This is a genomic window from Caproicibacterium sp. NSD3, assembly GCF_053613275.1.
The window spans coordinates 809,623-822,721 of the sequence record NZ_CM132119.1; the positions used below are offsets into that span (position 1 = coordinate 809,623).

The following is a 13,099-nucleotide window of genomic DNA, read 5'->3' on the forward strand; positions in this document are numbered from 1 at the left end:
AAAGAAGAAGTTAAAAAGGAGGCGTTTCTATGGGGCAGTTTGTAACATTTTGGACCGCTTTAGGAAGATTATTCCAAAGCTTTCAGTTCAAAGATTTACTGGATATCGCCCTTGTCTCCTTTATTATTTATAATGCAATTAAGTTAATTCGAGAGACCCGCGCTGCGCAGTTGCTCAAAGGAATTATTCTAGTAGCAGGGGTCTGGTTGATTGCGCTGGCGTTTAATCTTTATGTGATGACTTCGCTTTTGCAGTATCTGTTTCAGTTTGGACTTTTGGCAGTTGTTGTGCTGTTCCAGCCGGAGCTGCGCCGTGCTTTGGAGCAAATCGGCCGCAGTGGAAATTTGAATAGTGCTGGAAAAAAGTTTTTTGGCGTTCAGCATAATTGGAAAAGCGAGGAACGTGAGACTCATAAGCTGCGGGGGATCATTGCAATTGTAGATTCCTGCGAGGCAATGTCTCGGTCGAAAACGGGTGCTTTGATTGTCTTTGAACGTCATACCCGTTTGGGAGAAATTATTAATACGGGGACTGTTGTGAATGCGGTTCCTTCAGCGCCGATTATCTGTAATATCTTTTTTAATAAAGCTCCGCTTCATGACGGTGCAATGATTATCCGTGACGGGATGGTTTATGCTGCTGGATGTATTTTGCCTTTGACAAAAGATGAGACGGTGGATATCAATCTTGGAACCCGACATCGTGCCGCAATCGGTATGAGCGAAAATTCTGATGCCGTTGTTGTAGTTGTTTCAGAGGAGACCGGGCAGATTTCTATTGCGCTCAATGGCTCGATTACGCGGAATTATACAAGGGAGACACTGAAAGAAAAGCTGTGCTCTCTGCTTCTGGAAGAATCTGTCCCAAATAAAAAATGGAATGGCTTCTTTTCGAAAAGGGGGCGGAAAAAATCATGAACCAGGAACCAAAACAAGATGAGATACTCCGAATTTTAACAGAAGAGCCGGAGAAAAAGAAGAAACAAAGGATTCGTCCCGGGGCTTGGTTTTATAATAACCGATTTGTTATGGTTTTTTCCGTCGTGATTTCTTTAGCTTTATGGCTTTTGATGGCTTATAACGATACACAGAGAAATCCGGTCATTGTCAGTGACGTTCCGATCAGCGTGACACTTCCGGAAACATTGCAGCAAAAAGAGCTCAAAGTTTACGGGCTTGCTTCCGATGCAACTGCAAAAATTGGTGTTACCGGTACTCCCACCATTGTTTATGCTTTAAATAGCACGAATATGGAAGTGGTACCGGAAAGCCTTTCAGAGATTAGTGGTCCGGGCGATTATAATTTGAAGCTCAAAGTGAATAAAACCGGTGCTTACAGCAATTATGATGTCAAAAGTATTTCTCCTTCCAGTATTTCTGTAACGGTCGATTATGCGGCAGAAAAGACTTTTGAAATCAAGCTGCCTTCTGTGATGGATCAGATCAATAATGACAGCTATTTTAGTCCCGGTCCGACACTTTCTATGGAGAATGTAACGGTTTCAGGCCCAAAGAGCGAAATCGATAAAATTGACCATGTTTCGTTTAACTATACGCCGAGCCCCAGTCCTTTGGAAGAGACAAAGAAGACTTCAGCAAGCTTGATCCTTTATGATTCGGATAATAAGGAGATCCATTCCAAACTCCTTTCTATGAGTCCTTCTGTCGTCGATATCAGTGTGCAGGTGATGCCTAAAAAGACAGTGACTTTGGTACCGACCTTTAAGAATAAGCCTGCTGGGATTAGTCTTTCGAAAGATTCCTATACGGTAAGTCCTGCAACAATTGAAGTGGCGGCGCCCAAGAATGTGTTGTCTAAGCTTTCTGATACGCTGGAATTGGCACCAGTCGATTTTTCTCAGATTTCCACCACACAGTATGCATTTAATCAGGGAATTACGCTGCCAACAGATTGTCAGAACCTGAGTGCTTCTTCTACGGCAAAAGTTACACTTAATAATCTTGCAAATTATACGACCAAGAATTTGGAAGTCACGAACTTTACGCTCACGAATATTCCTACGGGGACTTCGGCAAAGATTTTGACGGAGAAGCTGGAAGTGATGGCAGTTGGACCGGAGGCAGATCTGGAATCAATGACGGGCTCCAATCTGATCGCAACGGTAGACCTTTCCGGTAGAGAAGGCAGTATCGGGACGATTCCAGTCCAGGTTTCCGTTGCAGTAAGCGGTTCAAACCGCAGCTGGATTTATGGAAATTATACGGTCAATGTTGTCTTTTCGGGAACGGTCTTTTCGGGAACAGCTAGTACGGGTTAGCGGAAATTCCAAAATGGGAGAATAAAAGGATACCTTTCAAATCCGGCTTTTTCGGAGGCGAGAGGTATCCTTTTTTGTTGGAGACTTTTAAATTGCAGGTTGAAACAAAGTGCTAAAAATGATAAAATATATTATTCCGTCTTTATTTGAAAAATGAGGGGGAGGAGGATAGGAATGAAGCGTTGGAAGATTGCACCATGCGATCATGTTGCTGCTGTTAAGTGTGCGCGGCAGCTGGGAATTCCGGCAATGACTGCTGCTTTACTGCAGAACCGTGGATTTGATGATCCCCAAAAAATGCGCGAAATGCTGGAAGGCCAGTCAATTTCGGACCCGCTTTTGATGCTGGATATGGGAAAAGCAGTTTCTACCATTCAGCAGGCAATCGACACAGAGGAACGGATCGCGGTTTATGGAGATTACGATGCAGATGGCGTAACGGCAACGGCAATGCTTGTTTCCTATCTTGCGAGCTGCGGGGCCGATGTGAATTACTATATTCCGGAGCGGGAAGGCGAAGGTTATGGAATGAATCTTCACGCCATTGAAAAGCTGAAAGAATTTGGAATTCAGTTGATCGTTACGGTCGATAACGGGATCGCGTCCATTGCAGAAGCAAAGAGAGCAGCAGAGCTTGGGATGAAACTGGTCATTACGGATCACCATCAGCCGCAGGGAGAGATCCCACAGGCCGAAGCAGTGGTGGATCCTCATCGGAAAGAAGATCAAAGTCCCTGCAAGATGCTTTGTGGAGCTGGGATCGCTTTTAAACTGATTTTAGCAATGGAAGGCGAATATGCGGATACGGAGAGCCTTTTGGAAGAATATGCGGAACTTGCCATGCTTGGAACGATCGGGGATATGGTCCCACTGATTGGAGAAAATCGTATTCTGGTAAAAGAGGGGTTACATCTTTTACCGAGGACAAATCGGCCGGGACTGCGTGCTTTGATGGAATACGCAGGGGTAAAAGAGCAGGCATTGAGCGCTACTACCGTTGCTTTTTCGCTGGTACCGCGTCTGAATGCTACCGGCAGAATGGGTTCTCCAAAGAGGGCAGTAGAACTTTTGATTGGAGAGAATCCTATGGAGACGGATTCGCTTGCTGCCCAAATCTGCGCAGATAATGACCGGCGTCGGGAAACAGAAGAACAGATTATGGAAGAGGCAATGGAACTCTTGCATAGGGAGCCCCAACGCCTTTTAGACCGGGTTATTGTGGTGGAAGGACAAAACTGGCATCATGGCGTGATTGGAATTGTTTCATCACGCCTGACCGAACGATTCGAAAAGCCCAGCATTGTAATTTCTGTTACCGGAGAGGAAGCAAGAGGCTCTGGGAGAAGCGTAGAGGGCTTTTCCCTTTTTGATGCGGTTTATAGCTGCCGGGACCTTTTGACCCGCTTTGGCGGACATCCTATGGCCGCAGGGCTTTCATTAGCTCCCGAAAATCTAGAATTGTTCCGAACCCGTATCAATCGTTATGCTTACGACTTAAATTGTCCAATGCCGGTTCCTGAACTCATGTTGGACGGTATTTTAAAGCCGTCGAAAATCAGTCTTGAGATTCCGAAAGCGGCTTCTCTTCTCGAACCATTTGGAACCGGTAATCCGGCACCCCTTTTTGGAATCTCTGAGGTGACGTTAACAAGTATTCACCCGGTGGGAAACGGAAAGCATTTGCGTCTGCAGGTGGAAAAGGATGGAGCCGTTTTGCAGTGTATGAAGTTTGGTATGACCGCAGAACAGCTTCCTTATCAGATCGGGACGAAGCTCGATTTAGCAGTCACTTTGGAATGCCGCCCATTTCGTGGGCAGGATACCCTGTCTATTTATATCAGAGAAATGAAACTGAGTGCCTGCTCTCCAGAATTGATGATTGCAGGCAGACAGAATTATGAAAAAATGCTTCGGAAAGAAGCGCTTTCACCGAAGGAAGCCGCTGCAATTTTGCCAAGTCGCAGCGATGCAGCAAAGTTTTATCGGATTTTGCGGGCACAAAATGGATATCAGGGCGCAGAAGAGGGAATTCCTCGTTTAATTGAATTGCCAATGGAGAAGATATTGACAATTCTGTATATTTTTTCTGAGAAAAATTTGATTCATATGGACGATTTTGGTGGACAGTATCAAATTACAATGATTCCAAATCCGCAAAAAGTCGATTTGATGGATTGCCCGGCAGTCCATTATATTGAACAGTTTATACCAGAAAGAGAGGTGAGTGTGTATGGCGTATCCGCTGAAAACGTATGATGATTTGACCGCATTGATGTCGGGCAGCGAACATGATTATGATATGGATTTGATCCGGCGTGCTTATGATGTTGCGCTGGCGTCTCATGGGGATCAGAAACGGCTTTCCGGTGCGCCGTATATTTCGCATCCGGTGGCGGTTGCCTGCACTCTGGTAGAACTGGGCATGGATTCTGAAAGTGTCGCCGCAGGTCTTTTGCATGACGTAGCGGAAGATACTGCTACCGATCTTACAAAGCTTCGTAAATTGTTTGGACCGGAAATTGCAGGACTGATCGACGGCGTGACGAAACTCGGAAAGATTCCGCATTCTTCGCGTGAAGTGCAGCAGGCGGAGAATATCCGCAAAATGCTGATTGCAATGAGTGAGGATATTCGGGTTATCATTATCAAATTGGCAGACCGGCTGCATAATATGCGTACACGGGAGTTTTGGAGTCCGCAGAAACAGCGCGATAAGGCCTTGGAGAACATGGAGGTTTATGCCCCCATTGCCGATCGTCTTGGTATCCGTACAGTCAAAGAGGAATTGGAGGATATTTCTCTGCGATGCCTTGATCCGATTGCTTATGAGGAAATTGAAAACAGTTTAAAACAGCGCAGCAACCTGCACAACGAGTTTATTGAACGGACGAAAAGGGGAATTAAAGAACGCCTGCAGCAAATCATTCCGAATGTTTATATCGAGGGACGTGTTAAGAGCATCAACGGAATTTATCGTAAAATGTTTATTCAAGGCAGAAACTTTGATGAAATTTACGATGTGTATGCCGTGCGTGTAATTGTTGATACCGTAAATGACTGTTACAATGTGCTCGGGGTCATTCATGATATGTTTCGTCCGCTGCCGAACCGTTTTAAAGATTATATTTCAACACCAAAACCCAATTTGTACCAGTCTCTGCATACGACGGTACTCTCAGAAGATGGTGTCCCGTTCGAAGTGCAGATCCGTACATGGGAAATGCACCATACGGCTGAATATGGTATTGCTGCGCATTGGAAATATAAATTGGGGGTCGGTAAAGATGGTCACGGAGGAAAGGACTCCTTTGAAAAACGGCTGGCGTGGATTCGTCAGCTTTTGGAAACGCAGCAGGATGATGCTGACGCGACCGATCTAATTCGGACGATCAAGAGTGATCTTGCGCCGGAGGAAGTCTTTGTCTTTACGCCGCAGGGCAAAGTGATTAATCTGCCGGTTGAAAGTACCGTGATCGATTTTGCCTATGCGATTCACAGCGAAGTCGGCAACCGAATGGTCGGCGCCAAAGTAGATAAGCGGATCGTTCCGATTGATACGAAGGTGAAAACGGGCCAAATTGTTGAGATTCTCACAAGTAAAGAGGCCAGAGGGCCCAGCCGTGACTGGTTAAAAATTGTAAAGACAAGTGAAGCGCGCAATAAGATTCGCACATGGTTTAAAAAAGAGAAGCGCGAAGAAAATGTTATTGAAGGGCGAGAAGAACTCGAACGCGAACTGAAGCGCAGTGGAATTAGTTATACAGAAGAAGAACGGAAAGCTGTTCTGATGAAATTGGGCGCAAAGCAGTCCTGTGATACAGAGGATGACGTTTATGCCGCTATCGGTTATGGTGGCATCCAGCTTTGGAAAATAATGCCGCGTCTCAAAGAAGAATATCAGAAAAACCACCATGCTCCGGAGAATGAAATAAAGCCGGTTGCTGCGAAACCGTCCTCGGGAAAAGCAGTGGAAGGCGTCGTCGTAGATGGAATGGATAATTGCCTGATTAAGTTTTCTCGCTGCTGCAATCCGCTTCCGGGAGACGAGATTATCGGCTTTGTTACCCGCGGATACGGTGTTTCCATTCATAAGCGTTCCTGCAGCAATGTGCCGCGCCGAATTTCTGATGCGCCGGAACCGGAACGCTGGATCAGTGTTCATTGGGCGGGAGAAGTCAATGAACAGTTTAAGACAACACTGGAGATTGTGGCGCAGGATCGCTCCGGACTTCTTGCGGATATTACGCAGCAATTTTTCAACATGCGTCTTTTTATTCATTCGTTAAATTCTCGCCAGACAAAAGATGGAAATGCAGTGATTTCAGCTTCTATTACGGTAAATGGAAGAGACCATCTGGAGAGCATTATCAGTCGTCTGGAAATGGTTAACGGGATCATTTCAATTCGGCGTTCCTGAGAAGACAAAATTTTCAAAAACCATAGGAGGTTTTGAGATGACCATAGAAGAAATTGCCGGGGGTCCGCTGCCGACGAACTGTTATTTGCTGACGGATGACGAAACAAAAAAGACGGCGGTTATTGATCCCGGTTTTTGGGATCAGACACTTGCAGATGCAATTCGGGGGAAAGATGTGGAATTGATCCTATTGACCCATGCACATTTTGATCATATCATTGGAGTTGCTCAAGTAGTAAAAGAAACACAGGCAAAAGTTTATCTACAAAAAGAAGATCAGAAAATGACAACTGACAGCAGCCTCAATCTGACAAGTGAAGTGGGATTTCCGCCGATTGAAGTGTTCCCAATTGCACGGCTTTTGGGAGAAGATGAAACATTTTCTCTCGGTAATTTGACGATTCGAGAGATTCATACGCCGGGTCATACAAAGGGAAGCTGCTGCTTTTTAACCGGAAATACTATTTTTTCCGGAGATACTTTGATGAAAGGGACAGTTGGCCGTACAGATTTTCCAACCGGCAGTTATCAAGATATGATTTCTTCCATTGAAAAATTAAAAGCGCTTTCCGGTGATTATAAAATTTATCCTGGACACGAAGAAAATACAACTCTTTTGTGGGAGAGAAAGCATAATCCCTATATGGATGCGGAAGCAGGTTCTCTATGAATCTGATTCTTGACGGACACGACTTTCATTATGAGATGGAGGCACTTTGCCGACTGTTTTATCCCCTTCAGCCAATTCATGTAATCGAAAAGGGGAGTGATTTGGGAGAACAGTCAAAAGAGGACCCGATTACTGCTTATACCGGAATTCATGCTGAAAATGGGGAAATTAGATTGACGGCCAGTCTCCGGATTGGAGAAAAAAAAGAAACGGCCGAAGATTTTTTTCACGCGAAAGATCCGGCCTTTTTTGGAGATGAAAAGGAGCGGCAGTTAGCGGTCCTTCTTTTTGGACTTTTAAAGGAAGCGTGCGGATTTACACCGCGTTGGGGACTCTTGACGGGCGTTCGGCCGGTCAAGTTGTTTCGCCGGTTAACGGAGGCCTATGGAGAAACGGAAGCTTCAAGATATTTTCGAGAGGCCTATTTGGTCAGTCCGGAAAAAATCTCGCTTGCGTCAAAGACGATGCATCGGGAAGAAAAAATTTTGGCTCAAAATTCACCGCAGGATTTTAGCTTGTACATTTCGGTACCGTTTTGTCCTACCCGGTGTGCCTATTGTTCGTTTGTTTCCTCCAGTGTGGAAAAGACAATGAAATTGATTCCGCAGTATGTGGAGTTGCTCTGTAAAGAGATCGAAGCTGCGGCGAAGCAGGCTCAAAAGCTAAACTTACATCTTGTTTCTGTTTATATGGGCGGTGGAACTCCAACTACATTGACAGCGCAGCAACTAGACCAGGTACTTAGTTGTGTAAAGCATTCTTTTGATCTTTCGCTTTGTCGGGAATATACGGTGGAAGCGGGAAGACCCGATACGATCACACCGGAAAAACTTGCAGTGCTGAAAAAATGTGGTGCAGATAGAATCAGTATTAATCCACAGACGCTTAATGATCGCATTCTCGAGGTGATCGGAAGACGCCATACGGCAAAACAAACAAGGGAAGCCTTCCTGATGGCAAGAGAAGCGGGATTTGAGAATATCAATATGGATTTGATTGTAGGACTTCCGGGAGAATCGGTCGAAAGCTTTTATAATACGCTGAATACGCTTTTAGAATGGGCGCCGGAGAGTATAACAGTCCATGACCTCGCGTTAAAGCGTTCCTCTCGTCTTTATCAGGAAGGGAAAATTCAGGAAGACGCAGCAGCGGCTTGTGTCATGCTGGATTATGCGGATCGGATTCTTCCGGAAAACGGATATACCCCCTACTATCTTTATCGGCAAAGCAGAATGGTTGGCAATTTGGAAAATGTCGGCTTTGCAAAACCAGGATTTGAAAGTCCTTATAATGTGTTTATTATGGACGAAAGCCAGCATATTTTAGGCTGTGGAGCGGGGGCGGTCACGAAACTCTGTGTGCCGCAGAAATCCGGTCAACGTATCCGCAGAATTTTTAATTTTAAATATCCTTTTGAATATATTTCTCGTCATGAAGAAATTCTTGAGAGAAAAGAGCAGGTGGGAAAGCTGTCATGAAAGAGCAGAAGAATTATGTAAAGCATCTGAACCAGGTAGAGGCAATCAATGACTGTGCAATTCGGAATCCCCAACACCTGATCGATTTAAGTGAAAAATCGTTTCATCAAGAACTTTCAAACATTGCCGCCGACCTTTTAAAAAGGAAGACAAAAGTAGTGCTCCTGGCAGGCCCCAGCAGCAGTGGAAAGACGACAACGGCTCATATGTTGGGACAATGCCTGACTGAATTAGGAAATGATGCTCAGGTTATTTCACTGGATGATTTTTACAAAATGCCACAGGAGGCGCCGAAAAACGCAGACGGAACGCCGGATTTTGAATCGATTTATGCGCTGCGGATTGATGAGATTCAGCGTTCGTTAAGAGAGCTGATGGAACATAGTGCATGTGATAAACCGCAGTTCGATTTTCACCATCACTGTCCTTTTAAAGAATTGCAGCATATTGCATTGAAACCGGGCGGCATTGCGATTGTAGAAGGCATTCATGCATTAAATCCGATTTTTTCGGGCGGCATTCCAAAAGAGGGACTGATCAAAATCTATATCAGTGTTAAGCAGGGCATTGAGTATAAAAACGAGCAGCTTTTAGGGCCAAATGAAGTACGCATGATTCGCAGAATCGTACGCGATTATGCGTTTCGCAGTACAAATCCAGCCCAGACGATTGCAATGTGGCCTTCTGTCATGAATGGAGAATATCGGTATATTAAGCCGTTTCGTTCACAGGCGGATTATACGATTAATTCTCTTCATGCTTATGAACCCTGCGTCTTTCGAACGCGTGCAATGAGACTTCTGAGAGATGTGGAAGAATCGGAAGGAAAAGAATATGAGATTGCGCAGCAGCTGTTTTTTGTGTTGAAACTGTTTCGGTCAATTTCACCGGAATTGGTTCCTAAAAATTCTCTTTTAAGAGAATTCCTTGGGGGCGGATTTTATGATTAACGAATTGTTTACGATTAGGTCATTGCTTTTATCAATTTAATTTGTTATAATCAACCCATTATATGGGAAATATATAAAAAACTTTTATCAAAATAGAAACAAAGGAGCGTGTCTTTATGGGACTTTTTGAGGACGTTGTAATCAATGCAAAATCTGCTGCTGATGTAGTTGGAAAAAAAGCAGAAAAATTTATTGATGTATCAAAGCTTCGGATTAATGCAGCTGATGTGAATAATGAGATTAGTAAGCAGTTCGAAGCGCTTGGGCGCGTTGTATACGATGCCAAAAAGACGGATAATCTCTCGGATGAATTGTTAGACGAAAGTGTCAAAACAATCGATGAACTGTATGAGCAGCTCGATGCAATTAACAATCAGCTTTCTGCAAGCGGCAATAAAATCATCTGCAAGAAGTGTGGCGCTGAAAACATTTCAGACGCTACTTACTGCAGCAAATGCGGGAATAAACTTCATGAAGAGGAAGAGCAGCAGGAAGGCCCAAAAGAAGAGTAATTTTCAAAAGCAAAGCGCCCTCAGCAATGATTAGCTGGGGGTGTTTCTTTATGAGGATCATAGGCTAAAAAGGAAGGGGCTTTAATAAAGATGAGTTATAAAGTGTGGGCATCCTATTTTAGTGCGACCGGCACAACAGAGAAAGTCGTAGAACGGATTGCGCAGAGAACAGCAGAAGTCTTGAAGGCAGGAAAAGCGGAAATCTTTGATTTTACTTTGCCGGGAGCAAGAGAAAATGTCAAGGAATTTTCCAAAGAGGATCTAGTGATTTTTGGAGTCCCTGTTTATGCCGGAAGAGTGCCGAATGTGCTGGTCAAATATTTACATACGATTAAGGGAAACGGAGCGTTAGCGGTTCCGGTCGTTTGTTATGGAAACCGGAATTTCGATGATGCTCTGATTGAACTGCGTGATATTTTGGAAGAAGACGGCTTTTTAACAATCGCAGGTGCTGCTTTTATTGGAGAACATTCTTTTTCGACGATTTTGGCGGCGGGGCGTCCAGATGCGGAGGACCTCCGGAAAGCGGATCATTTTGCAGAAAAAGTTTGCGCAATTCTTCCTCATTTGCCGCAGGAGCACCAGCCGGTCAAAGTAGAAGGAGAGGAGCCGTATCGTCCTTATTATGTGCCGCGGGATCGCAAGGGAGAAAAGGTTAATATCTTGAAAGTAAAGCCAAAGACAAACGATCATTGCATTAACTGCGGACTTTGTGCCAGAGTTTGTCCGATGGGCTCCATCAGTGCAGAGAATGTCCGAGAATTTACCGGGATCTGCATTAAATGCGGAGCCTGCGTGAAAAAATGTCCTCAGCATGCCAAATATTATGATGATCATAACTATCTTTACCATCAGAGCGAGTTGGAACTGGGATTTGAACGTCGGGCAGAGCCGGTTACTTTTTTGTCGGAATCGATGGAATAAAAGAGAGAAAAACGGATTAGAATGAAAAATTCTGATTCGCTTTTTTCATTTTGGGGAAATCATCATAATCTGTCCGTTTTTTCCGTATTTATCAAACAAGCAGATACGGGAAAAGAGGATGCATTATGAAAACACGTCGGCAGGGATTTTTAAAAGGAGCAGCAATCCTGATGGGCGCTGTAGCGATTGTAAAACTTCTTGGAGCTTTTTTTAAGATTCCGCTGAGCTGGATCTTAACTCCGGTTGGAATGTCTTATTTTGGCAGCGCATATTCTTTGTATTTTCCAATTTACAGCTTATCGGCGGCCGGATTTCCAGTAGCAATTTCCCACCTTGTCAGTGAATGCTGCGCAAAAGGAAGATTTCGCGATGTTCGTATCATTCATCAGATTTCGGTCAAGCTATTCCTGTGTGTTGGGCTTTTTGGCTTTGCATTAATGCTTCTTTTGGCGCCGCCGTATGCGCAGCTGTCATCTGCCGGACAGGCGAGAAGCTTATTGCCGGCAATTTGGGCATTGGCACCGAGCATCTTCTTTTGCAGTATGATCTCAGTTTACAGAGGATTTTATGAGGGACTACGAGATATGGTCCCTACAGCAGTTTCTCAAATTTTAGAGGCACTTTGCCGATTGATTTTTGGGCTTGCTTTTTCGATTAAGACTGTGCAGATTGCCGCCGAGGAGTATGCAGCGAGCAAGACTGTTTGGGGTGTCTTACAGCCTACAGAGGAATATGCACGTTTAGCGGCACTCCCAATGGCAGCTGCCGGAGCAATTTTTGGCGTCACGATCGGCAGCGTGGTCAGCTTCTTTTATCTCTGGTGCCATTATCGAAAGACTGGGGATGGGATTACAGAGCAGCAGATCACAGCTTCTCCGAAAGCATCGGAACCGAAACTGCTCCTCAAAAATTTATGGCATATGGCACTGCCTGTGGCGTTGGGATCGCTGGCGGTCAATCTTTCCACTTTGGCAGATGCAGCATGGCTGAATGCAGGTCTGCGGATTTTAATGGGAAAAAACGCCGCTTCTTTATTAACCCAGTATGCAGGAGAACTGCCTGCGGAAGTGATTCGTTTGGGAGAAGTTCCCTCTTATCTTTATGGGTGCTTTACAAATGCGACCACTCTGTTTTTGCTGATTCCAACGCTTACTCAGGCGCTTGGGATCAGTGCACTTCCGAATGTTACTGCCGCGTGGGCAGCAGGTTCCAAAAAACAAATTGCAAATTCCTTAAAACTGGTTTTTAGTGTCGCTGCGCTTTTGGCAATTCCGGCGGGACTTGGGATGTCTTTTCTGGCGAAACCGATCTGTACCTTTCTTTATGGACCACAAAACGCGCCGGGAATCACAGGAAAAATTTTGTTTTATCTTGGCTTTGCCGCAATTTTTTCTGCACTCGGCACTTCGGTTAACAGCTTGCTGCAGGCGGTAGGAAGGGCGGATATTCCTGTTAAAATTCTTGGGGTCGGGTTACTTGTCAAGGTAATCATGAACTGGGTCCTGGTGCCTATGCCGCAGTGGAATGTGCTGGGGGCAGCACTCAGTACACTTTTAAGCTATTTCGTTATTTTGGTACTCGGACTTCATTTTCTGCACAAAGTCACAGGAATTTACATGCAAACCTTTTCATTGCTTTGGAAACCAATATTGGGCGGAATCTGCTGCGTAGCGGTTGCCCTAACGACTGAAAAGGTACTCAGTGGATATTTTCACATAGCTGTTGCTGTTTTGGCCGCTATTTTGGCCGCGGTGGTTGTATATTTGCTGATTTGTGCAATCCTACATGCGATTCCACATGAAGTCGCAAAGAAACACAGATTTCGGGAAAAAAAGAAGGATTGTACTTGAAAAAACTGTAAAGATACGGT

10 protein-coding genes are annotated in these 13,099 nt (G+C 44.8%); all 10 read left to right on the forward strand.

Annotation, left to right across the window (positions count from 1 at the left end):
• The first annotated feature begins 29 nt into the window (after nt 1-29).
• Nucleotides 30-917: a diadenylate cyclase CdaA gene (cdaA, locus tag ACVS9P_RS03985; protein WP_452104345.1), complete on the forward strand. Its 888-nt coding sequence runs from the start codon at nt 30-32 to the stop codon at nt 915-917.
• Nucleotides 914-2,278: a CdaR family protein gene (locus tag ACVS9P_RS03990; protein ID WP_452104346.1), complete on the forward strand. Its 1,365-nt coding sequence runs from the start codon at nt 914-916 to the stop codon at nt 2,276-2,278. The genes cdaA and ACVS9P_RS03990 overlap by 4 nt, the downstream gene beginning before the upstream one ends.
• Nucleotides 2,279-2,452: 174 nt before the next feature.
• On the forward strand, nt 2,453-4,534 hold the full coding sequence (gene recJ / locus ACVS9P_RS03995; protein WP_452104347.1) for a single-stranded-DNA-specific exonuclease RecJ: 2,082 nt from the start codon (nt 2,453-2,455) through the stop codon (nt 4,532-4,534).
• On the forward strand, nt 4,509-6,695 hold the full coding sequence (locus tag ACVS9P_RS04000) for a RelA/SpoT family protein (protein ID WP_452104348.1): 2,187 nt from the start codon (nt 4,509-4,511) through the stop codon (nt 6,693-6,695). Before recJ ends, ACVS9P_RS04000 begins: the two co-directional genes overlap by 26 nt.
• Before the next feature lie 37 nt (nt 6,696-6,732).
• Entirely contained in the window at nt 6,733-7,365 is a 633-nt protein-coding gene (locus ACVS9P_RS04005; protein WP_452104349.1) for an MBL fold metallo-hydrolase, read from the forward strand.
• Nucleotides 7,362-8,843, forward strand: a complete 1,482-nt coding sequence (gene hemZ, locus ACVS9P_RS04010; RefSeq protein WP_452104350.1) for a coproporphyrinogen dehydrogenase HemZ — start codon at nt 7,362-7,364, stop codon at nt 8,841-8,843. Before ACVS9P_RS04005 ends, hemZ begins: the two co-directional genes overlap by 4 nt.
• Nucleotides 8,840-9,793, forward strand: coding sequence for a uridine kinase family protein (locus ACVS9P_RS04015; RefSeq protein WP_452104351.1), 954 nt, complete (start codon nt 8,840-8,842; stop codon nt 9,791-9,793). Before hemZ ends, ACVS9P_RS04015 begins: the two co-directional genes overlap by 4 nt.
• A gap of 116 nt (nt 9,794-9,909) precedes the next feature.
• Nucleotides 9,910-10,305: a zinc-ribbon domain-containing protein gene (locus ACVS9P_RS04020; RefSeq protein WP_452104352.1), complete on the forward strand. Its 396-nt coding sequence runs from the start codon at nt 9,910-9,912 to the stop codon at nt 10,303-10,305.
• Nucleotides 10,306-10,395: 90 nt separating this feature from the next.
• Nucleotides 10,396-11,229, forward strand: a complete 834-nt coding sequence (locus ACVS9P_RS04025; RefSeq protein ID WP_452104353.1) for an EFR1 family ferrodoxin — start codon at nt 10,396-10,398, stop codon at nt 11,227-11,229.
• Between the two features lie 125 nt (nt 11,230-11,354).
• Entirely contained in the window at nt 11,355-13,079 is a 1,725-nt protein-coding gene (locus ACVS9P_RS04030; protein ID WP_452104354.1) for a putative polysaccharide biosynthesis protein, read from the forward strand.
• Nucleotides 13,080-13,099 lie beyond the last annotated feature (20 nt).

Bases quoted from the DNA above. Each gene is read 5' to 3' on its own strand.
- cdaA (WP_452104345.1), top strand. From the start codon at position 30: ATGGGGCAGTTTGTAACATTTTGGACCGCTTTAGGAAGATTATTCCAA.
- ACVS9P_RS03990 (WP_452104346.1), top strand. From the start codon at position 914: ATGAACCAGGAACCAAAACAAGATGAGATACTCCGAATTTTAACAGAA.
- recJ (WP_452104347.1), top strand. From the start codon at position 2,453: ATGAAGCGTTGGAAGATTGCACCATGCGATCATGTTGCTGCTGTTAAG.
- ACVS9P_RS04000 (WP_452104348.1), top strand. From the start codon at position 4,509: ATGGCGTATCCGCTGAAAACGTATGATGATTTGACCGCATTGATGTCG.
- ACVS9P_RS04005 (WP_452104349.1), top strand. From the start codon at position 6,733: ATGACCATAGAAGAAATTGCCGGGGGTCCGCTGCCGACGAACTGTTAT.
- hemZ (WP_452104350.1), top strand. From the start codon at position 7,362: ATGAATCTGATTCTTGACGGACACGACTTTCATTATGAGATGGAGGCA.
- ACVS9P_RS04015 (WP_452104351.1), top strand. From the start codon at position 8,840: ATGAAAGAGCAGAAGAATTATGTAAAGCATCTGAACCAGGTAGAGGCA.
- ACVS9P_RS04020 (WP_452104352.1), top strand. From the start codon at position 9,910: ATGGGACTTTTTGAGGACGTTGTAATCAATGCAAAATCTGCTGCTGAT.
- ACVS9P_RS04025 (WP_452104353.1), top strand. From the start codon at position 10,396: ATGAGTTATAAAGTGTGGGCATCCTATTTTAGTGCGACCGGCACAACA.
- ACVS9P_RS04030 (WP_452104354.1), top strand. From the start codon at position 11,355: ATGAAAACACGTCGGCAGGGATTTTTAAAAGGAGCAGCAATCCTGATG.